Here is a 22524-nt window from a genome sequence, read left to right on the forward strand (position 1 = left end):
AAGAGACAGTTTTGAGAAGTATTTACACTATTAATAAGAGGCTAAAAACAGAGTATTTCGAATAAAGTCACGCAGACTTGCTGTTTTGTGCGATGTGTTTTAAAAGATGGTTTTTGTCAGGTTTTTCTCGTATTATGCAGCAGCATTCTGAATACAGTTATTTACAGTAGAATTTTTACATCGCTGTATCGACGTCACTGTACGGCTTTATTCTAGCTCGCTTCGAGACTCTTTAAAATTGGTCTTGTAAGCAGATATACCATTATTATCGATAGGTTTACGTTGTTCATTGAGCAACCAAAGATTGTTTAAGGTCACATTTATGGACACACCCTCCAACCAATCTACCAATAACCAACGCTATTTTACGGTATGGCGTTGGCATTTTTATGCAGGGATGTTTGTCGCGCCTTTTTTAATTATCCTAGCGTGTAGCGCACTTGGTATGCTGTTTATGTCCAATACCGCAGGCCGTGATAATGACCGTTTAACCGTCGCTATTTCAGAATCGACAGTTCAGGCTCCCGTCGCGGCGCAAGCAAAAAACGCGCTAAGCACGCTACCTGACAGTACACTGATAAAATATATTGCACCGCGTGATACGGATACGGTTGCCTTGTTTCAGATCAAGTCAGCAGATCACGATAATATGGTGGCAGTGAACCCTTACACAGCCGACATCGTTGCTAGTCGTCCTGCCAATAGCAATCTGTACTATACCTTTGACAGTATCCATAGTGATTTGCTGATTGGTAAAGTTGGTGATTATCTGTTAGAGACGGCTGCTGCATTAACGATTTTGCTGATATTGTCGGGCTGGTATCTATGGTGGCAAAAACGCAAATCCATCAAAGCCATGCTTATTCCTAATGACACTGCGCCTAATAAGAAAAAACGCTCATTTATCCGTATTATTCATGCCACGCTCGGTAGCTGGATATCTGTGTTACTGCTGTTTTTTTGTATATCAGGAATGGCGTGGGCAGGTGTATGGGGCGAGAGAGTCGTGCAAGCATGGAGTCAGTTTCCTGCAGGGAAATGGGGCGTGGCACCAGTGCCTGTCTCTATCGACCACAGTCAGCATCACGCTGGTATGGATATGGACAACGCCGATGCTGCGCCCCATGTTCATGGATCGACGCCTGCTGTCGTGCCTACGCATGGCAGTGTCTTGAACTCGGGTACAGCCAAAGAAGTACCTTGGGTGCTTGAGCTGACACCGATGCCCGTATCTGGCACGACCATGGGGAAGGATGGTATTGCGCCTAATATACCCATTATGATTGATACCGTAGATCGATTTGCTCGTGAAATTGGGTTTAACGGGCGTTATCAATTAAATCTGCCCCAAGGCAGTACTGGCGTCTGGACGATTAGCCAAGACTCCATGAGCTACGATATGAAGAGCCCAACGGCTGATCGCACGGTACATATCGACCGCTATTCGGGCAATATCTTGGCGGATATACGCTATGATGATTACAATGCTTTTGGTAAGTTTATGGCGGCAGGTCTCGCACTGCATATGGGCACGCTCGGCTGGTGGAGCTTACTGGCCAATGTGCTGTTTTGTCTATCGGTGATTGCTATGTGTGTGAGTGGCTATGTCATGTGGTGGCAGCGTCGCCCGCGTCATGCTAGTGAGTATCGCGGCCTCAACCCGCCAGCGCGTGGGCAGCGTTTTACCGTTTGGTGGCCGCTCGCTATTCCTTTATTGGCAGTGGCTATCATATTCCCAACTGCCATTATTGCGATTGTGATTATTGCGTTATTGGACTTTTTAGTGATTTCTCGTGTTGGGTTTTTGCAGAGATTATTACAATAAATAAATGGTGCAAAAAGTTATTCTTATTTAGGGCATGTCTTCAATTCAATCGATGATCATCTAAATGGGCTAAAAATGGCTAAATTTTGCCAAACCGCGTCAAATAGCTGGTTAATATCTCGATATTATCGACACTATTTTCCTTGTTTGACGGCAATTTATCTCATTTTTATTACCATTTTTAAAATGAAGACACGCCCTATTATCCGTGATTGACTTTTTACTAAGCGAACACTTACGCCAACATGGCAATGGCATCTTTACTCGCACGCTGTCGCTCTTCAGCATTTAATTCAATGAGGCGGCCTTGTTTCATGAGTAACAGTCGATCTGCATGCTCAAAGTAACCATCATCATGACTGATAATAAACAGCGTTTTCCCCAGCGCTTTTAGTTCAGGTATCAGGGTCTGATAGAACACGCGGCGAAACGCAGGATCTTGGTCAGCGGCCCATTCATCAAGTAGCAAGATGTCTTTTTGTTCAGCGACCGCGATCAGCATGGCCAAGCGTTTGCGTTGCCCTTGCGATAGCTTATCGGTAGACAGCTGGTTGTCAGCCACACTTATTTTATCTTGCAAGTCCAATTTATGCAGCCACGCATTGACCAGTGCTTCGTCTGGCTGCCGTCCTTGTTTGCCAATCAATTGCTTAAAAATATGCTGATCGCTAAAAATGGCAGAATACAGCTGTCTATAATCGGCATTATTCTGTGAATCAACGGGCTGTTTGTCGATGGTTACCGCACCTGTGGTAGGGGTGAAAATGCCTGTAATAATCTTGGCAAGTGTCGATTTGCCGCTACCATTCGCCCCGATCAGAAACACCACATCGCCTCGTTGTAGCGTTAGATTAACGTCTTTTAAAATATTACCAGAGTGATCGCTGTCTTTAGTTATTAATGTCTGAGCATCAGTATCATTGCTATTACTAGCATTGTTATTATCACTGGTATTCGAAACGCTGTTATTCGAAGTATTGTAGCGATAGTTAACGTCAGTTAGCGAGATCGTTTGCCAGTGTTTGCTGGTGTTGTCCGTTCTAAATAAAGGTTGGTACTCCGCCAGTTCTAGCGACTGTATTTTGTCTAGGGCGACTTGAGCCGTCTGTAGTGTTGGGTAAGCACCGACAGCATGGAGCAGCGGCGACTGCATAAATAGAATCGTTAAAGAAAAAGTGGTGGCGATGCCCATCGAGATGCCGAGATAATTTGATATGGCAAATATCACCCCAATCGATGCAAACATCATAATATTTGACCAGTTCACCGCTGATAAATGAAAAGTATCAGACTTGGTGACAGTCTTTTCATAGGATTTAGCATGGGCCAAAAAATCATCCGTATACAGTTTTTCTGCTCGGTGTTGGTTAAGTGCCAGCTCTTTACGACCTTCTATAATCGATTGATAATCCTGATATAAGACGTCATTAATCTCTCTCAACTTTGTCAAATGTGTATAGACATGCTTGACCAATAGGGTGCTTATCCAAATCGTCATCGCAATCCAAAACATAACAATCAGCAGTAATGGTAGCGACAGCCAGCCCAGATATAACCCCACACCAACAGAGAGGATAACGCCTTGCACCAACTCCGGCATCCGAACAAAGGCGACGGTAATAGACTGAATATCTGAGGATAGACTGGCAAGTAACCGCGCACTACCCAAATGATCTATCTGAGGAACGGTGGTATCGATGATTTGTTTGACCAGCTTGGTTCTGAGCTCATAGACAAACTTGTGCCCCAAACGGGTGAGTGCATATTGCGATACAAAGGTAGTCACCAGCAACAGCAGCACGAGCAGAGCAAACTGCCCTAAGCTCGACCACGATAAGGTACTGAACACAGGCTGACTGATAAATGTTTGATTGATATAAGCAATGATACCCACACTGACGGCAGCATTGATTAAGTTGAGTAAAATGACTTTTAGAAAGGGCAGACGATACTGTGCCCAAATCATATGATGTAGAGAAACGCTGGCACGAGAGGACATAGTGACTCAGTAATAGTATGGATGTTTGATGGCATAAAAGGGAATAGGTCACACCTAATCCCTTTTACTGAAGTTAGTTAGATAAGTACGTTTTATAGTCAATTCTCTATAAAAGAATTACAGCGTTAACCTCGCTTCAAGTATCACATATACATCTGCACTGGGCTGCCTTGTACTACTTTTAAATTGAATCAACTATAGCTGATATATGTTAAAAATTGAATGTGGCTGACACTTTTAAGGCCGTTGGCTCACCTGCATTTAGATAGCCTGAATCTGCATAACCGCCTACTGACTGCCAATAATCTTCACCCGTGACATTGGTTACCACGCCTTTTAGAGTAACGTCTTGTCCTGCTAGCATAGTGCGATAGCGTGCACCAAGGTCTAAGGTCGTATAACCATCAACCTTTAAGGTATTGGCATTATCCGAATAACGAGAGCCTGTGTGGATAATATCGCCCGTTAATGTCAGTCCTTCAACTGCGGCTAAATCATACTCTAGGTTGACATTGCTCTGTAAGGTAGGCACACCAATCACTCGATTGCCATCTAACGCACTATCACCAGTGTCTTTTTGCTCAGCACTTAAGTAAGTAACACCAGCATTGAGGCGCATGTTTTCACTTGGGCTCCCAAAGACAGTCAACTCCACACCTTGATGGCGGTTTTCTCCAGCCGCAGTAAACGTATTTGAGTTATTGATATAAGCACGTGGTTCATCAGTTCGGAAGACAGCGAGACTACTGCCAATCATGCCATTGTCGTATTTCACACCCAGTTCAGTTTGCTCACTCACGTACGGATCTAGATTTTGACCACCATTAGTGACAGCGTCATTATCGTTAGTTAGAGGCGCTCTTTTACCTGGTGCTAGACTTTCGATATAATTACCATACACAGACCAGTCCATGTTCGGTTGATAAACAATACCGATACTTGGGGTCCACTCACTCTTATCGTAATGAGCCGTTTCTGCCTGCGTGTTGGCATCATAGCTGGTAGTTTTTATATTTTGATGACGCACGCCCAAGGTGGTTTTTAGCTTATCGTCGAACAGTGATATGGTGTCTGCTAGCGCAAAGCTTTGGAGTTGCTTTTCATTGGTTAATTTTGGATCGTCTAAGTTGCCGCCAAACGTAGTTGTACTTGTAAAAGGGACTTCCGTGTAGTCGGTAGGGCGATAAAAATTGGTTGCGAGTTGGTTACCAAAATCAAAAGCGTAAGCGCCTTTTTCTTCTTGATCATAGAGGTTTGCGGCCAACACTAAGCTATGAGCCACTTCACCGGTTTGTAATTTACCACGTAGACCGAGCTCGGCGCTTTGTACTTTATCTTCTCGAGTATTGTCAAAGCGATAAACTGTACCCGCACCATCAACGTTGTTGACAGTTAACGTGGCTAGTGAGTTTTCTTCCTCGCCACTTCGCACACCGTAAGCACCATAAGCGGTGATATTGTCATTAAAGTCATATTCTCCTCGAATCGTACCAAAGACATCCTTTTCATCTGAGTAGGTCCAAGGCTGCGCCCAATTTTTTGAGCCGTCTGGCGCATTTGGTACACTAGACACCCCACCAAGATTGACACTAGGACGAGTCTCTGACAGCTTATTGTCTTGCCAGCCTAAATCTGCTGATAGGCGATACTGATCCCCTCTATAGTCCAAACCAAGGGCAGCCAGACCCAAGGTCGACGACTCATCATCGATAGCACTGTCACCATCTTGATAAGCAGCATTAAAACGAACACCAATAGCATCATCGCTACCAAAGCGATCACTGACATCTACCGCGACCTTACCTTGGTCACCTTGACCATAACCAAGCGTCACTTCACGTAGTGGCTCATTACTAGCACGTTTCGGTAATAGGTTAATCGTACCACCAGCATTGCCGCCACTAGGTGCGGCACCATTTAGCATGGCAGAAGCGCCGCGCTGGACTTCAACACGCTCGAATAATTCGGTGGCGATATACTGTCGGGGCAAAATACCGTATAAGCCATTAAACATCGTATCATCTGATGTGGTGATGAAACCGCGCATAAAGTAGGCTTCTTGAAAGTTACCAAAACCCCTTGCCACGCGAACAGTAGGATCCTTTTTGAGTAGATCGCCTACACTTTGGGCTTGCTGATTGGTGATATATTCATTGGTGTATGAGGTGGTAGAGAACGGCGTATCCATGATGTCTTGGTTACCCAAGATTCCGACGTGGCTACCGGTTGCAACTTGGCCACCTTCATAAGCATCTGGTAATCCATCCGCTGAAGCATCAGCGCTACTAGTGACGACGATAGTATCAAGTACCACATTAGGAGTGGTTTGAGCATCTACATCATCTGCCTGTGCCCATGCCGATTGACTCGTTGTTAATACGATGACAGAAGTAGATAGACAGGTTGAGCATAGTGTCTTTAAAGAGAGGGATTTAGTCGATACCAATCTCGAAGGTATAGGTGCTAATCGTAGAGAAGAACCAGATACATTCGAAAGATTAAATAACGCAGCAGATAAGCGAGACAGTTGCATGAATATTTCCAGCATGTAATTTAAATCGTTATTATATTGATAATAATTTTCATTATCAATATTATTGCGGAACTAATGCTAAATATATTTTCAGGTTAAAATTTTAGGGGCTGTCCTAGATAAGTAAAATTATTTAGGATAGCACTATGAGAAAGAGTAAACTAAGTTGGTATAAACAAAACAGACTCATCGAGTTATTTGTTGCCGGTTCTACCGCCAGAACAACAGCAAGCCTAATTGGTGTTAATAAAACGACAGCCAGTTATTACTTTCATAGGCTACGAGTGCTTATTTACGAGAATAGTCAAGACCCTGGTCTATTTGAAGGCGAAATCGAAGTAGACGAATCATACTTTGGTGGAACCCGTAAAGGCAAGCGAGGGCGAGGTGCTAGTAGCAAAGTGCCCGTGTTTGGTCTATTAAAGCGTAATGGCAAGGTCTACGCTTGTATTATACCCAATGCTAAAGCAGATACTTTGATCCCCATCATAAGAGAAAAAGTGAAGCCTGATAGCATTGTTTATACTGACTCATTTAAAAGCTATAACGCACTAGATGTCAGTGAGTTTACTCATTATCGTATCAACCACTCCAAAACCTTTGTTAATGACAAGAATCACATTAATGGTATAGAGAACTTCTGGAACCAAGCTAAACGGCATCTACGTAAGTTTAACGGAGTTCCAAAAGAGCATTTTCACCTCTATTTAAAGGAATGTGAGTGGCGTTTTAATCACAGTGACCCAAAGTCGCAATTACTACAATTAAAACAATGGGTTAAACAGGGTTTGAACTAGTTATCTAGGACAGCCCCAAATTTTAAATGTATTATTTATATTGCCAATAGTGGTCTTGCCTGCTCAATTTCTTGTTTTGAAATGTACTTTTAATTATCTATAAATGTCAGGTAGATTACTCACTACTTTAAAGTTCGAATTCTTAGTTTCCTAAGCTCCTCTTAAGGTTTGTTTGTTGTAATAGCGGTAGAGCAGACGATGTGATGGCGAGTCTACTAGCGGTATCTCGCCTAGATTCGATATTTAGCAATCACGTCGTAAAAAACAAACGAACCATTAAAGGAGTGACGGTCATGACCCAACATAGCACAAGCAATCCGGCGCACGAGCCTGATATGTCTTTATCAAATACTCCTAAAACTCGACAAGTACGAGTTTGGGATATGTTGGTCAGAGTGACTCACTGGGCCGTCGCGGCTGGTATCACTGCCAATTTGCTGTTTACCGAAGAAGGCAGTGAGCTGCATCAATATGTCGGTTATACCGTGGTGGGGCTAGTGGTTATCCGTCTACTTTGGGGCTTGGTAGGGACGCGTTATGCACGTTTCAGTGACTTTTTCCCCACGCCGTCTCGTATCAAACGCCACCTATCTGATTTGAGTATTCGCCACACAGACGAGCAGCATTTGGGTCATAATCCACTGGCTGCCCTGATGATGTTTGCGTTATGGGCGGTGATTATTGGCTTGGGTATTAGTGGCTATCTGATGGAAGCCAACATTTTTGCCAGTAAAGATGTCCTTGAAGAAGTTCATGAGATACTGGCCAATAGTTTATACTTACTGGTGCCGGTGCATATTATCTCTGCGATTGCCATGAGCTATTGGGAGCGGCAAAACCTGATCAAGTCGATGATAACGGGTAATAAAACGGTGACACCGCGTCGCCCACAATAAAAAAGACAATAGAGTACATAACGTAATAGGACAGTCATGGCACGCATACTATTAATAGAAGATGATAGCAATATCGCTGATGGTCTCGTTGTTGGACTCAAAAGTCACGGTATGATGGTCGATTGGTTTAGTGATGCCAAGCAAGGTGAGATGGCACTGCAAGAGGGTATGTTTGACGCGGTGCTACTTGATTTGACCTTGCCAAGAGGGGATGGCATGACGGTGCTACAAAATTGGCGCTACAAACAGCTAGACACGCCTGTGCTGATCATTACCGCCCGTGATGCCATTGCCAACCGCGTGGCTGGACTCAATGCGGGCGCCGATGATTATCTGGTCAAGCCATTTGCACTAGACGAAGTGGTTGCCCGCCTGCAAGCGTTGATACGGCGCAGTCAAGGACGTAGCCAGCCTGAGATTGGTTATGGTGACGTCGCTTATTGGCCGCACAATCACCGAGTCTCTTATCAAGGCCAAGTCGTTGAGCTCACCATCAAAGAAGTGGCGATACTAGAGCAAATGCTGACCCATCCCAAACAGATTCACAGCCGCGCAAGCTTAGAGGACAAGCTCTATGGCTGGCAACAGGATATTGAGAGCAATGCGATTGAAGTACATATCCATCATTTACGCAAAAAGCTGGGCAATGACTTTATTTTAACCAAACGCGGCATCGGCTACTATCTCAATCCAGCCCATAATCATTAATATGTTTATATTCAATTTGGCTTTCAATATACAAACCATATATGAGCAACCTATGAGCTTATGAAAAGTATCCAGCAGCGACTGTTCATCTCCTTACTCATTGGTCTGCCTTTGCTGTGGCTTGTCACATCGAGCTTTATTGCTTGGCGGTTGTGGCACGAAATCAATGAGATGAATGACACGCAAATCACCCAAGTGGTTCGTTATTTGATGGGCATATCCGCCAATGACGATGAGCAAAGTGACCGCGACAATAATAACGAGACAGAGCACAATGGAAAACCCGTCGCCAAAATATATAATTTAAAAAGTAAGGCGCTGTCAGGTGATCTGGGTGATGCAGAAGACGATTACATGGGTTTTGCCATTTGGGATAAAGAAGGGAATCTCTTAGCGGCTGATGAAAACGGGCAGTCGTTTTCTTTTTTGCCAGATCAGCGCGGTTTTGTAGAAGAGGACAACGCTATTTATCAGCGTCTAAACCCTTTTAGTAAACGCTGGCGGTTGTTTTATGCGCATGATGACTATCGTAGCGATGATATGGGTGAGGAGCGTGTGATTGCCATTGGTCAAAGCCTTGCCTCTCGCCGAGAAATGATTGTTGAAGCGATGTCTGTGCAAGTACTGCCGATGTTAATTGGGCTGCTTTCCTTAATGATCTTGACTATCGGATTGATACGACACGGACTGATGCCATTAAGTCAGATTAGTTCTGAGGTAGAACAGCGCAAGCCGCAAGACGATCGTCCGATTACAGCAGACGTCCCACAAGAGGTTCAGCCTTTAGTGACCGCGTTAAACGTGTTGTTTGTGAAAGTGGCAGACACTCTAGCACGGGAGCAGCGCTTTACCGCTGATGCCTCTCATGAGCTGCGTAGCCCACTGGCTGCGCTCAAACTACAAGCCGATCTTTTGCAGCAGCAGCTATTACAGCTGTCTAGTATAGAAAACGACAGTCAGCTGTTTTATCACACGCAAAAAATCAGCGATGGTATTGAGCGCGCCACCCATTTGGTCGATCAGTTATTGGTGTTAGCCAAAATAGAGCCGCAACAGCAGTTGCCTTTTGAGCAATTAGAACGTCCAGACTGGCTGATGCTCACCGATACTGTGCTGAGTGATGTCAACCGCTTGGCTCGAGAAAAACACATCCAATTAAGACGCACGGTACACTGCGATAATCCTGCCGATATTTTACCCATTCTTATCAATCCAGTGTTGTTTAAACTATTAATCCGTAACCTACTAGACAATGCCATTCGTTATTGCCCAGAGGGCTGCCAGATTGAACTGCAGTTGGATATTGATAGCATCAAAGTGGTGGATAATGGCTTGGGCGTCGACCCAAAGCAGCTAGCGCGGCTAAGCGAGCGCTTCTATCGTCCAGCCGGTCAAACCCAAATAGGTAGTGGGCTGGGGCTATCAATTGCCAATCGAATTGCCGATCTGCACAATCTTACCTTAGCATTTGCCAACCGCCCTCAACCAGAAACAGGCTTTATCGTAACGGTCAGCAGTAAGAACGCACTCTCAAAACCGTTATAAGACATAAAGCATACTGTCTTAATCTGTATCAGTTACACTAGGGCATACCCAGTCGCGTCTCTACCTTTTGAGGATTTTATGCATCATTCTATTCATGACGAAGCACATTTGAGCAATCGCAATCATTGGTTGAGGGCAGCAGTGCTGGGGGCGAACGATGGGCTGATTTCGACCGCCAGTCTATTGGTTGGGGTGGCTGCTGCCAGTACAAGCAGTCAGACATTGCTGCTGACAGGTATGGCGGCGCTGACCGCAGGTGCATTATCAATGGCGGCTGGCGAGTATATCTCGGTCTCATCACAGGCGGATACCGAAAAGGCGGATCTCGATAAAGAGCGACATGAGCTGAGGCACAATGCTGAGCGTGAGCTGCTTGAGCTCACCAAAATTTATGAGGCGCGTGGACTTGAGCATGATTTGGCGCATCAAGTGGCCGTGAGCTTGACTGAGCACAATGCGTTAGAAGCCCATGCCCGTGATGAGATTGGCCTGACGGATATTAGTGAAGCAAAGCCCATTCATGCGTCAGTGGCTTCGGGACTATCATTTATAGCGGGGGCGATACTACCGATTATTGGGATATTACTGTTACCAGCGGAAACACTGGTCTGGTCATTGTCATCTTTGACGATAGTGGGCTTGATGCTACTTGGAATCATCTCTGCTCGTCTAGGCGGTGCACCTGTGATCCCTGCGACTACCAGAGTCGTGGTTTGGGGCGTGCTTGCCATGGTGGCAACCTCGTTAATTGGTCGCTTATTTGGCGTGGCAGTTTAAATGTACATTCACTCATTCTAAGATTGCCTAACTGATTATCATGATCTTCTAGCATACTGTTTGATGGTGGGCAGGTCTTTGACAATGGCGTTGCCAATGATGTTGGGAAACAATCGATTGAGCCATGCAAAAAAACGTTCGGGAAACCCCAAATGCTGCTGCGCTTGTTTGGTTGATGTAAAGTGAATCAGTGCCTTTGCGACGGTCTCAGGCGAGTCCATTTTTACTTTCAATGCCTCGTTCATAGCGACGACTGCGTCTTTATTCATGATGGTTTTGGTGGCTCTGGGCGCAAAATATCGAAACCTCACTGAGGTATCGGCATACTCGCGGCCTAACGCTTCACTTGCGCCGCGTAAGGCAAACTTGCTCGCACTATAAGCACTAAAACCTGGGTAGCCAATACTGCCAAAGGTTGAGCCAACGCTGATAATTTGGCTCGGGCTAGGCTGCGCTATCAAGATAGGTAGCAGTCTTTTTATAAGCTGTAGTGGATACGCCACATTGACGAGCATCATCTGTTCAATCGTGTCATCATTTTGATCCGTGAGCAAAGCAAAATCATTGATACCTGCGTTGAGTATGACCGTATCAATGACGTTTCCATGGCCTTGTGTCATTTCCCCCAGTCCCTCTACCAGTAGCGATTGCGATATCTGCGAGCTTAAATCACACGTATGAGACACAAGTGGGACATCAGGATAGTCTTTGGTCAACTCATCTAACAAATGAGTCAAGGTCTGGTTGTTACGCCCGACCAAAATGACAGGCTGATTATTGGCACATAATTGCCGTGCGATCTCCTGCCCGATACCACCCGTGGCACCGATTAGCATGGTGTAATTGAGCGTAGCTTGTACTAGGTCTGATTGGCCATTAGCTGGTGTCATGATATCGCATCCTTGTTGAACATTGATTGTTAGAGCACGGACTATTGAAGCGCGGATTGTGGTGAGATGTGCTGTTGCTCATCGTTTGAGTGATTCATGCCATGCCTAATGCCAAGCCCCATCGCAATATACAGCTTACGCTCTGTTAAAGGCACATCAATTTGTCGACGACCATGCATGATGCGTTTGTTGTCGAGTATCACCACATCGCCATTTTGCCACGCAATGTCTTGAGTGTATTTTTCACAAAGCTGAGTCAGCTCATCTAGGAGCGCATCATCAACGTGTTGACCGTTTGCTAGGGTGAACTCAGGTTTTTCATAGTTAAATGAGGGCCCAAGTAAGGTATTGGCAAAGGCCAGTTGACCGCTTACGTTGTCTTCTCGAATTGCAGGTATCTGTAATACGTACCGAACGCCGCCGTCTGTCTGAGGTTCTACGTGATGCGTTAACGTCTTGCTCGTCGTCGCCGTGATAAATGTCTCTAAATCATCCAAGCTTATTTGATCGGCGTTTGCTCTGCCGGTCGCAGTCGCCACATAATTTTGCCAAATGGCCTGAGGCAAATAGCGACTGATACGCATCGGCTGACTAAAGGTAGCTTTTAGCTCAGGTGATAGCGCTTGATACACCGCATGCCCATCACATATCGTTGTTTGTGAGCCTTTTTTGGCGCTCAACTCACTAAAAAAAGCAATGACGTCAGGCGGCATCGGCGTATTGCCATTTTCGATATGTAGTCCAATAGCATGCGTACCTGCATCCACCTTTTGCGCTTCAGAAGTGATGTTTTGGCGGGCGGGATCGTAGGTCAAGGTTTGACAAAGTTGACTCATCAACTGGCTAAACGTCTCTACATCGTAGTGATAGCCTCGAAGTAACGTCCAACCATGGGTTTGCAACTCCATTAAAATATCAGCGGTTTTAGGTAGGTATACACTAGCAGACGCGTGGGAGGTTGGTGCCTCAAAAGTGTCAAGTTCGATAACGTCGCTTTTTATCAAGTTGCTTTGTATCAGGTCGTTTTCTATCAAATCATTTGGCATCAGAGTGGTTTGCATAATATGGTCCTATTGTTGTACTGCTGGTAAAAGCGTCCGTTATAAGCCGAGTGCCGATTGATAAGCGGTAAAAATGTGCGCGCGTCGCAGTTTACCGTTATCGGTTAATAATTCATTGTCCGTACTAAAAGGGTGCTCGGCGAGATGCCACTGTTGGATACGCGCATAGTCGGGCAAGGTTTGGTTAACGACATCTATCGCTTGCGCAATCGCAGATTGTGGATCATTGCTCGTTGCGACCATGTTGGGGTTGGCGACTATCACCGCAGACAAATGCGGCTCATTATCTCCGAGTACCGCGACCTGATAAATAATGGGCTGCGTTGAGAGCTGCGCTTCTACCCATTCAGGCGAGATATTACGGCCAAAACTACTGATGAGCACGTTTTTGCGTCGACCCGTGATGTATAAATAGCCGTCGTCATCTAAATGACCGATATCCCCTGTGGCAATGATGCCATTGTCATCCTTACTATTATCATGGTTTAAGTAGCCTTGCATCGCATTGCCCTTAACCATTACTTCGCCACTATCTGCGATGCTGACCGAGGCGTGAGGCATAGGTTTGCCCACACTGCCTTCGCGCTTTGCTTTTGGCGTATTGAGACTGACTACCGAGCCGCATTCAGACAAACCATAGCCTTCATAAACAGGCAAGCTTAAGGCACTGGCGTCTTGTAGTAATTGAGGGGAGACTTTGCCGCCGCCGACTGCCATAAACTTTAATGATGGCACAGCAGCATTGGCGCTGGATTTGGTTGCTCCCTTGTCTGCTATGTGCTCACAAATGGCTTTTAGCATTTGCGGTAATAAAATAACGCTGGCGATATCGTATGTTTGTACCGTTGTCATCAAGCGCTTGGCATCAAATGCTTGATTGGATAACAAACCAAATTGATCAATGTGCCCTGTCACTAAGGTGCGCCCCATATATAGACTCACGTAAATACCTGCCACATTCTCTAATAAAGTGGCAAAAGGCAAGACGCTTAAATGACTAAAATTGCTTGTGGCATTGCTCACTTTTGGCGCGTGAGTAGCGTCATCTGTCAAGGTATCAGCGAGCGCACCCGATAACGACTCGACAATACGCATCAATGTCTCTTGACCCAAACACACGCCTTTTGGCATGCCCGTACTGCCTGAGGTGTAAGTCACTTTGCAAAAATCGCTGGCAGTAGAGGAGTTTTGAGCGGTAAGGTTAGGTTCAATGACCGTGTCAGCAAGTTGATAAAAAAGGCCTGTGATAGGAGTCGCCTGCTCAGACTTGATGGTTTTTGTCTCTGGTGTATCAGCAATTATCCAGTTATCCGTATTGTCTATGGTTGGCAGCTGTAAACCAGCGCCAACGTATACCATCTCTATCTGCGCATCTTGTAGTAAGTGCGCAATTTGCGCGGCACTAAAAAATAAGGGGATGGGCACAACGACCGCGCCGACGGTACTCAATGCCAAATCGAGTATGATCCAATCTATATCGTTATGCGCATATAAGGCGACACGCTTGCCTTGCCATGTTTCTAATGTTTGATGAAGCGCGGATAGCGTGCGTTGTAGCTGGCCATAGGTCAGACTGGTCGTGTTATGGTCAGCTATCGTTTGTATCGCCACCTGCTTGGGAGTTTGGCGGGCATGCTGACATATCGCGGTATAAATGGGGGTCATAGTATTCTCACTGTCTTGTGGTGGTGCAGTGTTATTGGTTGGCTAATGCATGCGTATTAAACGGCTATCTTATTTAGCGTCAAACGCGTGGTAGCATTCATCTCTAACGTTTCGGTATAGCGATAATGTGGGCCGCATACCCGCTTAGCATCGGCCACATTGATAGCGACGACCAAGGGATTGTGCTGATAGTAATGGCCCCATGAGGATACTTGCTCAGGGTCTTCTAGCGCTTCTGCCGTGGCCTTGGCAATGACATGACTGCGAATGCCCATATGTGCCAATATATGCCGTACCGCATCGGTGCCAGTACACACGACCCAGTCTGCTTTGGTTTGGTATTCATGAGTCTTAGAATTCAGGGTGGGGGTGGATAAATAAAACACCAAAAATGCGATCATAAGCCGCGCGCTACCCGCACAACCTGATGCCAAATTGCCAATCTCAAAAATGCGCTGGCGACTGACTGGCTCGCCTGCCACTCTGCTGATCTCATGTTGTATCGGCGTGTTCAGATACTGCTCTAAAAATATCTTATCTTCACAGATAGGCTTTAGACCGATAGCAACGTTCGTGCCTTTAAATGTAGGCAAAGTATTATCATCAGTGGATAACCAATCGCCATAGGATGGCATATCGGCAAAACCTGAAAACAAAATGGGCATAAAGTAGCTTAATCGGGCGTGATGGATATACGCATATATGCGTTTGATAAATGCTTGGGCATCTTGATTTTGAGCATAGGAAGTAGGCGATGTCGCTATTGGCATTTGCGTACTGGCACGAATATAGAGGGAGGGGGGTATGCCTTGCACTTCCAATATTGACATTGGCTTAACCGCTTCAATATAAAAGGTCGTATTTAGAACATTCTGTAAGGTATGAGTGCTATCAATAGATAATGACATCAGCTGTCTCCAAATGGTTAAAAGCTTTTAGCACGATTAACATCATGAAAGCATCATAAAGGAGCAACCTTAACTGAACCTTAAGATAGTATCGTCTTTAACAGGCGATACAGTTAGTTAGCAGTCGATATAGTTAGAAACGAGTATTTAGCCCAGTATTTAACCTCTAACATTCATGTGCAGTAATCACGGACATGATTCGCCCTAAAGCCGTAAACCGACTCAACTGCTGACTTATCATCCTCAAAAACTGCACGTATCAGTCCTTATACTATAGAAAATAGTCCAGTATAAATTCAAAAAAATGATATTTACAATAGGTGTTAGTGGTTTTTAGCCAACAATAAATTGCCATTATAATAACTTTGACTGTGATTATATTTTGAGTTTTTTGGTGTTTATTTATCAGTCAAACAAGAATTTAGGTGCTGCAAACGCCGTCAACATCGAGAGTGAAACCGGTGTGAATCTCATCGCGCCTAATAATATTTACCTACTCCCTAATAAAAACCATATCAGTGTGTTTGAGCCTACTGGTTCTTATTGATATGCTATTTAGTTTTTATTCAATTGTGGAAGACAACTATGATTTCACCGCGCCATCGATTGTATTCTTTTCGCCGCTGTCCCTATGCCATGCGTGCCCGTCTCAGTCTTTTATTTGCCGAGCAGTCTGTAGCGCTGCGGGAGGTTACGCTGAAGAATAAACCAGAGCAAATGCTAGCGATTAGCCCAAAAGGGACAGTACCCGTTTTACAGTTGGCGGATGGGACCGTCATTGAAGAAAGTGACGAGATTATGATGTGGGCACTTGCGCAGAATGACCCACACGGATTACTTGATAAAAATACATTACCGCAAGCAAATGACTTGATTGCACAAAATGACAATGAGTTTAAATATTGGCTAGATCGATACAAATATGCAGATCGGTATCCTGAGATGACGCAGAGCGAGTATCGACAGCGCGGCGAGGTGTTTTTGCAGGTATTGGAGACGCTATTGACAAAAAATGTCTATCTATTAGGAGACAGTGTGACCACAGCGGATATTGGTATCATGCCGTTTGTTCGTCAATTTGCGCATGTTGATCGTGAGGTGTTTTATGGTTTGCCATACCCTAAATTGCAGCAGTGGTTACAAGATTGGCTTGCGCATCCGTTATTTTTGCAAGTTATGACTAAATTTGAACCATGGCAAGAAGGCGATGAGGTGGTGATTTTTCCTTGTTAATATCTGGTATTTGAAGTTATTTATATGATCACATGAGTGGTGAGTGGTAGGTAAAGTATAGATTTGAAAGAACGTAGGAGAATACACATTGTATACTCCTACGTTATAAAAATATTGAAAGGCTTGTGTGATTTAAAGGACTAGACTTTACAAGCTGCGCTGGCTGCTTTGGCCTTCTTATATACCGCTTGTGGATCTAGGCCTAGCGCTGCCACATCATCTAGGTATTTTTGCGTACCTGCCTCGAGCGGCCCTTTCCATTCTGGGTCGTTTAAGGGGTCGGGGATGTCAGTCATGGTGTCGCCTTTAGCTTCGGCTTCGGCCATATACTTGGCATCTTCTGCATCGAATACTTTACCCGCGCTTGCGGCCATGGCTTTACCCGAGTTGTCATCAATGACTTTTTTGAGGTCATCAGGCATACTCTCGTACTTGTCTTTGTTCATGGTGACCATGATCGCTGAGCTATAAAACGGAATATTGGTGTGGGTATTGGTCAGCTCCAGCAGTCTAAATGAGCCTGTCGCATCCCACGGCAGGCTGACCCCATCCAACACACCGCGCTGCAGCGACGTATAAATGTCGGTAGCCGGCAAGCCGACGGGCGTGCCGCCCGCTGACTCAATGATATCCCCTGCGATCGCTGACGGTCGACGCATACGCAAACCCTTTAAGTCATCTGGCGTACGAATGGCTTGATCAACGGTGTGCATACCGCCGGGGCCTGTACCCATCATAAATAACAAATGGGTGTCGTCATATTCGCTTGATATCACCCCATCATCGTACAAGGTTTGCAGCATACAGTTCATTTGCGTGGCAGAGTTGGACAAGCCAGGGAGCTCAGCAACTTGGGTTAGCGGAAAGCGACCATTGGTGTAGCCTTGCAGCTGTGAGCCGATATCGACTGTGCCTTTGGCCGTCGCATCATAAGTAGCGTCAGGTTTGCTCAAGGTGGCGGACGGGTAAATTTCAACTTTTAGGCGACCGTTTGAGTCTTCCTCAATTTTGCGCGCCCAAGGCTCAAAGATCTCGGTATGGGTCGCTGCGGTTGCAGGCCAAAAATGCGAGAAGCGCAGGGTGGTGACCGCATCGCTGCTTGCCGTGGCTGATTCATTTGACTGTGAGCATCCTGCTAAGCCAATTAAAGCGGCGAAGGTGAAGCTCAGAGGCAGTATCTTTTTCATCATAAAATCCCTTTCTCGATGATGTACTCTAAAATATTTTGTTCTAAATAAGAACTGTTGTTCGTATAGTGAATAAAAATATCTTGTTTTAAGGCTGCTGTCAATCTTCTTTACTGTCTGTCAGGTTACTATCGACGCTCTGACGTTATATTTTCAATGGCCTGTAATATCGTTTGGCATTGCCTTTGCGCTGCACCGCAATAGCTAAGCGGTGACAAAATAGTGGGCAGCTCATGATCCTCACTCAGCTCGATAGAATGCTCTGCCAACAAGGTCTGAAACGTGGCGACAAACCCTTGGTGTTTGCTATGCGCCTCATCGCTCGCTTGATGTATTAACGGATAGATGTCGTCTTTATGCTGTGCAAAGTGGCGCTCTAAACGACTGATAAGATAGGCATCACTGTTTAAATCAAGGTTGGCAGCCATACGCTCAGGATAGACTCGCAGCCCTTGCAGCAGGGTTTTTAGATACGATACGCCGCCTGCGACCAATGCCATGCCTTCAGTGAGTGGCACCCAGCTGGCGTGCCATTGACCCAATGCGCGCTCAAATGGCTGGGCGGTGGTGCTACTAATCACGCTCAAGTGCCCATGCATTCTAAGGGCGGCGGTCTTAATCAGCGCACACAGGACTGGGTTACGCTTATGCGGCATTGAGGAAGAGCCGCCCATGCCTTTGATAGGCGGTTCAGCCAACTCGCCCAGCTCCGATTGCGACATCAGCGCAATGTCATCGACAATATTTTCTATCGCACCTGCACAAGCATCTAAGCTAGAGGCAATGGCATGAATCGGCTGTCGATTGGTGTGCCACGGGAGCAGGGGCGCTGACAACCCAAGCGCGGCGGCCACGTGCTGCGGCAAATCATGAATCTCATTGTCCTCACTACTGACCCCAACAGGTCCGCCCCATTGCACATAAAACCCTGACTGCGCCAATTGTGACAACTGAGGCATGATGGCAATCAGTGCAGCCGCCCATTGTGATACCTTGGTGCCAAATGTAATCGGCAGCGCCTGTTGTAGCAGGGTTCTGCCTGCCATGGGTGATGCGCGGTGCGCCTTGATAAGCAATGAGCACGCATCAAGCACCTCAAGCAAATCGTGATGAATGCGCTCAAGTACAGGTTTGAGCATCATCATCATGGCGGTGTCAATCACATCCTGACTGGTTAGGGTCTGATGAAAGAAGGGTTTTACCTCTGCTGGGAGCAAAGATTTTGCTTGTGACACAAACGGAATGGCTGCATTGCCGCCCAAATACGTGTCCGCACCAATCGCCTCGATATCGAACAATTCGATGTCTAATGCTTGTTTCGATTGTTGAAATGTGTTTTTTGGGATAAGCTGACTATGTTCACTATGCGCCAAGATGGTCAGCTCAAAATCGATCATCGCTTGAACGAACGCCCGATCTGATAGCCCCTCAGCGATATCAGGATGTACAAAAGGCTGATTGATTAATTGATTGATTTTCATTTAGAATCCTTAACTTTGGTAAGTATAAAAAATATTTTTATGACACAAGACAAGAAAATACCCTTTGATAGTCCAGATTTCGTCACGTCGCTTGCAGGCGGCTTAAGCGTTCTGCGTGCGTTTGATGACAACCATTCGACCATGACACTGAGCGAGGTCGCCGAATGTACGGATATGGACAGAGCAAAGGCTCGGCGCTATCTATTGACCCTACATGCTTTGGGATATGTCCATAAAGACAAGCGTCAATTCAAACTGTCTCCCAAGACGTTGAGTATTGGATCCAATTACTTAAGCGGTGCCCATCATCATGATATTGTGCAGTTTTATCTGGAGCGCGTGACTGAACAAACGGGAGAATCTTGTTCATTTGCCGTATTGGATGATAATGAGGTAGTGTATATCGCACGCTCCGCCGCCAAGCATCGTCTGTTGTCCATCGCGCTCTCTATCGGTACCCGATTGCCTGTCGCTTATACGTCTATGGGCCGTGCTATCTTGGCCAATCTACCCCAAGATGAGCGTGACGACCACGTCAATAACATCGAGCTAAATGCGTATACGCCATTTAGTATCACGGATCGCGAGCAGTTCAAAACCATGCTAGAGACGGCGCATGACGAGCAGTATGTGATCGTCGATCAAGAGCTGGACACGGGTCTACGCTCCCTTGCGATACCCATTTATAAATCAAACAACGAGCTGATCGGTGCTATTAATATCAGTACCAATGCCATGCGCGTGTCAAAAGACGTGCTCATCGAAGAGTTCTTACCCATACTGCGTGATTGCGCTGAAAATATTCAAACCTATTATATCTAGCTGACTAGGGCGTGTCCCTCATTCAAACGTTTATCACTAAATGGGCTAAAAATGGCTAAATCTTTGCATAACGGTGTCAAATAGCGGGTCAATATCTCGATACTACCTGTGCTATCTTCCTTGTTTGTCTTCGATTTATCTCATTTTTATCACCATTTTCAAAATAAGGACACGCCCTAAGCAAAATGTGTCGGCGTGTATTATTAATAAAATTTTTTAGCCAAAGAGACAATATATTATAAGTCAATAAAAACCGTCATAACTTGTCATCATATCAAGGCTTCTAATGCGATTGTATATAAGCATTGGGAGCCTTTTTTTGTTTGCTGTCAAAGCTGTGTAGATAAAAATGAGGTCAAAATGACCATTGTACTTATTTAAAGTAATTGGGTTTTATATAAAGACAAATTATTGACAGCATAATAAAAGAAAAGTATAGTCAAGTTCATAATGTGAACATTAGTTCTTTTTAAGAACAAATAATATCATATTCACAAAGCAATTGAGATGGTTATATTGACTGTTGGGATAAATATTATGGCGTCTCCAATCAGCTAAGCACGTGACACATTCTTTTATCTCACGGTACGCTCTTATAGTGTATTCGCTCTATTTTAACGATCAAAAAAGGACTTTATGATGAAAAAGACAGTGCTTCTGAGCATCACATTGGCGGCGTTAATGGGTTTGACGGGGTGCTCGCAGTCAAATGAGACTGCGACAGGTGCCGAGGCGAGTAATGAAGAGGTCACCACCTTACGTCTGTCACACTTATGGCCAGCTACGTCTGCTGCACACACAGAGGTGATAGAGCCTTGGGCCAAGAAAATTGAGGAAGGCTCAAACGGTCGCCTAAAAGTCGAAATCTACCCATCTGCCACCTTGAGCAAACCTGACGCCACTTATGAAGCGACGGCCAAAGGGACGATTGATATTGGCACACAGCTGCAAGGCTACACCAATGGGCGCTTTCCCTTGACCCAAGTTGCCGAACTCCCTGGTCTGTCAAGCTCTGCCACGCAGATGAACTGTATGCTGCAAACCTTGTACGACGATGGCGTGATATCGAGTGAGTATGACGATACCCATTTATTATTTATGATGGGTACAGGCCCTGGCGGGATGCACACCGTTGATAAAGCCATTCGTACGCCAGATGACTTAAAGGGTCTACGTATGCGTCGACCATCAGCGATTGCAGGGGATATCATTGAGTCGGCAGGTGGTACTCCAGTCGGTCTGCCAGCCCCAGATTTGTATACCTCGTTGCAGCGCGGCGTGTTGGATGGGGTGAGTCTGACGTGGGATGCGATGGGGCCGTTTAGGTTGATTGAGTTGACCAACGCCCATACCAATATTCCGTTCTACAGCTCGGCCATGATGGTCACCATGAATAAAGACAAGTATGAAAGCCTGCCTGATGACCTCAAAAAAGTCATCGATGACAATTCAGGCAAAGCCATGGCTGCGGAGGCTGGCAAGGTTTTTGATGCTCAAGATGCTAAGTATATGGCTGAAGCCAAAGCCAAAGGCGATACCATGATTGACATTCCTGATCCCTTAAACGACCCGCAGTGGAAAGGGCCGCTGGAGGCGGGTACAGAAAAGTATCTGAACGATGTCACCGCTTTAGGCTTGGATGCGAGAACGGTGTATGAAAAAGCGCAAGCAGCCAGTGCGGCTTGTAAAGTTTAGCCGATTACCGTTTTTAACGAAGCTTTTAACGCACCATGATAAAAAAGACCCAAATAGGGTCTTTTTTGGGTTATAGGTAAGTTATCGTGGACGCTTTATAAAAAACATACAGCGAGATTTAACGGTATTTTTCTTGCTTGCTGTGCCTTCGTCTCCAGAGGCTACGAAAAATACCGTTAAATCGAGCATATTTGTCATGATGTCTCTGTTTTATTGAGCATTGATTATGCTATAAAAATCATACTGCAATATTCAAAGCCATTTTCTATCACATCGAATAACCGCTTTATAATAAATAAAAAATAGCTTAATTTTATAGTTAGCGTTATTTTTATTTATATTATAGTTATGCACGATTTAAAAACCATTCTTTATAAAATGATTTTTATTAGACCTCTTGCAAAAGTCATAGGTTAAGCTCGGAATTAATGATACCAGCAAACAGCTTCATTCTAAGATCATAGCGCTGACGACGGTTGCGATATTTATGAGCCACGATTTT

18 protein-coding genes are annotated in these 22524 nt (G+C 45.3%); 10 read left to right on the plus strand and 8 right to left on the minus strand.

Annotation, left to right across the window (positions count from 1 at the left end):
* Positions 1–322 precede the first annotated feature (322 nt).
* Positions 323–1825, plus strand: a complete 1503-nt coding sequence (locus AC58CZ_RS07205) for a PepSY domain-containing protein (RefSeq protein ID WP_494224892.1) — start codon at positions 323–325, stop codon at positions 1823–1825.
* Positions 1826–2060: 235 nt separating this feature from the next.
* Here AC58CZ_RS07205 and AC58CZ_RS07210 read toward each other — a convergent pair whose 3' ends face one another.
* The gene (locus AC58CZ_RS07210; protein WP_494224891.1) at positions 2061–3824 is read right to left on the minus strand and encodes a cyclic peptide export ABC transporter; all 1764 of its coding nucleotides are present in this window, start codon (positions 3822–3824) and stop codon (positions 2061–2063) included.
* A 211-nt stretch (positions 3825–4035) separates the two neighbouring features.
* Positions 4036–6357 (minus strand): TonB-dependent siderophore receptor, encoded by a 2322-nt coding sequence (locus AC58CZ_RS07215; protein WP_494224890.1) that lies wholly within the window; start codon positions 6355–6357, stop codon positions 4036–4038.
* A gap of 146 nt (positions 6358–6503) precedes the next feature.
* On the opposite strand from AC58CZ_RS07215, the gene AC58CZ_RS07220 reads away from it, so the two are divergent.
* The 5 genes from AC58CZ_RS07220 to AC58CZ_RS07240 all read left to right on the plus strand — a co-directional run bounded on the left by AC58CZ_RS07220 (position 6504) and on the right by AC58CZ_RS07240 (position 11080).
* Positions 6504–7154, plus strand: coding sequence for an IS1595 family transposase (locus tag AC58CZ_RS07220; RefSeq protein ID WP_497413143.1), 651 nt, complete (start codon positions 6504–6506; stop codon positions 7152–7154).
* A 293-nt stretch (positions 7155–7447) separates the two neighbouring features.
* Positions 7448–8050, plus strand: coding sequence for a cytochrome b/b6 domain-containing protein (locus AC58CZ_RS07225; protein WP_494224889.1), 603 nt, complete (start codon positions 7448–7450; stop codon positions 8048–8050).
* A 36-nt stretch (positions 8051–8086) separates the two neighbouring features.
* A complete protein-coding gene (locus tag AC58CZ_RS07230) occupies positions 8087–8758 on the plus strand; it encodes a response regulator (RefSeq protein ID WP_494224888.1) in 672 nt (223 codons plus the stop codon).
* Between the two features lie 60 nt (positions 8759–8818).
* Positions 8819–10303: an ATP-binding protein gene (locus tag AC58CZ_RS07235; RefSeq protein ID WP_494224887.1), complete on the plus strand. Its 1485-nt coding sequence runs from the start codon at positions 8819–8821 to the stop codon at positions 10301–10303.
* Positions 10304–10381: 78 nt separating this feature from the next.
* On the plus strand, positions 10382–11080 hold the full coding sequence (locus tag AC58CZ_RS07240) for a VIT1/CCC1 transporter family protein (RefSeq protein ID WP_494224886.1): 699 nt from the start codon (positions 10382–10384) through the stop codon (positions 11078–11080).
* A gap of 38 nt (positions 11081–11118) precedes the next feature.
* Here the strand turns inward: AC58CZ_RS07240 and AC58CZ_RS07245 are convergent, their stop codons facing one another.
* Genes AC58CZ_RS07245 through AC58CZ_RS07260 form a run of 4 tightly spaced genes read right to left on the minus strand, consistent with a single transcriptional unit; the run spans position 11119 to position 15604 of the window.
* Entirely contained in the window at positions 11119–11970 is an 852-nt protein-coding gene (locus AC58CZ_RS07245) for an SDR family oxidoreductase (protein WP_494224885.1), read from the minus strand.
* Between the two features lie 41 nt (positions 11971–12011).
* Complete coding sequence (locus tag AC58CZ_RS07250; protein WP_494224884.1) at positions 12012–13031, minus strand: TauD/TfdA family dioxygenase; 1020 nt, start codon at positions 13029–13031, stop codon at positions 12012–12014.
* A gap of 39 nt (positions 13032–13070) precedes the next feature.
* Positions 13071–14696, minus strand: coding sequence for an AMP-binding protein (locus tag AC58CZ_RS07255; RefSeq protein ID WP_494224883.1), 1626 nt, complete (start codon positions 14694–14696; stop codon positions 13071–13073).
* A 56-nt stretch (positions 14697–14752) separates the two neighbouring features.
* On the minus strand, positions 14753–15604 hold the full coding sequence (locus tag AC58CZ_RS07260) for a thermostable hemolysin (RefSeq protein WP_494224882.1): 852 nt from the start codon (positions 15602–15604) through the stop codon (positions 14753–14755).
* Between the two features lie 382 nt (positions 15605–15986).
* Here AC58CZ_RS07260 and AC58CZ_RS07265 point away from each other — a divergent pair, with 382 nt between their 5' ends.
* Positions 15987–16151: a hypothetical protein gene (locus tag AC58CZ_RS07265; protein WP_494224881.1), complete on the plus strand. Its 165-nt coding sequence runs from the start codon at positions 15987–15989 to the stop codon at positions 16149–16151.
* A 38-nt stretch (positions 16152–16189) separates the two neighbouring features.
* Complete coding sequence (locus tag AC58CZ_RS07270) at positions 16190–16837, plus strand: glutathione S-transferase N-terminal domain-containing protein (protein ID WP_494224880.1); 648 nt, start codon at positions 16190–16192, stop codon at positions 16835–16837.
* A gap of 140 nt (positions 16838–16977) precedes the next feature.
* Here the strand turns inward: AC58CZ_RS07270 and AC58CZ_RS07275 are convergent, their stop codons facing one another.
* Both AC58CZ_RS07275 and AC58CZ_RS07280 read right to left on the minus strand, forming a co-directional pair.
* Positions 16978–18024, minus strand: coding sequence for a TRAP transporter substrate-binding protein DctP (locus AC58CZ_RS07275; protein ID WP_494224879.1), 1047 nt, complete (start codon positions 18022–18024; stop codon positions 16978–16980).
* A 128-nt stretch (positions 18025–18152) separates the two neighbouring features.
* Complete coding sequence (locus AC58CZ_RS07280) at positions 18153–19505, minus strand: lyase family protein (protein WP_494224878.1); 1353 nt, start codon at positions 19503–19505, stop codon at positions 18153–18155.
* A 39-nt stretch (positions 19506–19544) separates the two neighbouring features.
* Between AC58CZ_RS07280 and AC58CZ_RS07285 the strand changes: the two genes are divergently transcribed.
* Positions 19545–20327 (plus strand): IclR family transcriptional regulator domain-containing protein, encoded by a 783-nt coding sequence (locus AC58CZ_RS07285; protein ID WP_494224877.1) that lies wholly within the window; start codon positions 19545–19547, stop codon positions 20325–20327.
* A gap of 639 nt (positions 20328–20966) precedes the next feature.
* A complete protein-coding gene (locus tag AC58CZ_RS07290; RefSeq protein WP_494224876.1) occupies positions 20967–22022 on the plus strand; it encodes a TRAP transporter substrate-binding protein DctP in 1056 nt (351 codons plus the stop codon).
* The last annotated feature ends 502 nt before the right edge of the window (positions 22023–22524 follow it).

It is taken from the genome of Psychrobacter sp. CR212 (genome assembly GCF_059693765.1).

Coding starts and splice junctions, on each gene's coding strand:
- AC58CZ_RS07205 (WP_494224892.1), top strand. CDS start 323: ATGGACACACCCTCCAACCAATCTACCAATAACCAACGCTATTTTACG.
- AC58CZ_RS07210 (WP_494224891.1), bottom strand. CDS start 3,824: ATGTCCTCTCGTGCCAGCGTTTCTCTACATCATATGATTTGGGCACAG.
- AC58CZ_RS07215 (WP_494224890.1), bottom strand. CDS start 6,357: ATGCAACTGTCTCGCTTATCTGCTGCGTTATTTAATCTTTCGAATGTA.
- AC58CZ_RS07220 (WP_497413143.1), top strand. CDS start 6,504: ATGAGAAAGAGTAAACTAAGTTGGTATAAACAAAACAGACTCATCGAG.
- AC58CZ_RS07225 (WP_494224889.1), top strand. CDS start 7,448: ATGACCCAACATAGCACAAGCAATCCGGCGCACGAGCCTGATATGTCT.
- AC58CZ_RS07230 (WP_494224888.1), top strand. CDS start 8,087: ATGGCACGCATACTATTAATAGAAGATGATAGCAATATCGCTGATGGT.
- AC58CZ_RS07235 (WP_494224887.1), top strand. CDS start 8,819: ATGAAAAGTATCCAGCAGCGACTGTTCATCTCCTTACTCATTGGTCTG.
- AC58CZ_RS07240 (WP_494224886.1), top strand. CDS start 10,382: ATGCATCATTCTATTCATGACGAAGCACATTTGAGCAATCGCAATCAT.
- AC58CZ_RS07245 (WP_494224885.1), bottom strand. CDS start 11,970: ATGACACCAGCTAATGGCCAATCAGACCTAGTACAAGCTACGCTCAAT.
- AC58CZ_RS07250 (WP_494224884.1), bottom strand. CDS start 13,031: ATGCAAACCACTCTGATGCCAAATGATTTGATAGAAAACGACCTGATA.
- AC58CZ_RS07255 (WP_494224883.1), bottom strand. CDS start 14,696: ATGACCCCCATTTATACCGCGATATGTCAGCATGCCCGCCAAACTCCC.
- AC58CZ_RS07260 (WP_494224882.1), bottom strand. CDS start 15,604: ATGTCATTATCTATTGATAGCACTCATACCTTACAGAATGTTCTAAAT.
- AC58CZ_RS07270 (WP_494224880.1), top strand. CDS start 16,190: ATGATTTCACCGCGCCATCGATTGTATTCTTTTCGCCGCTGTCCCTAT.
- AC58CZ_RS07275 (WP_494224879.1), bottom strand. CDS start 18,024: ATGAAAAAGATACTGCCTCTGAGCTTCACCTTCGCCGCTTTAATTGGC.
- AC58CZ_RS07280 (WP_494224878.1), bottom strand. CDS start 19,505: ATGAAAATCAATCAATTAATCAATCAGCCTTTTGTACATCCTGATATC.
- AC58CZ_RS07285 (WP_494224877.1), top strand. CDS start 19,545: ATGACACAAGACAAGAAAATACCCTTTGATAGTCCAGATTTCGTCACG.
- AC58CZ_RS07290 (WP_494224876.1), top strand. CDS start 20,967: ATGAAAAAGACAGTGCTTCTGAGCATCACATTGGCGGCGTTAATGGGT.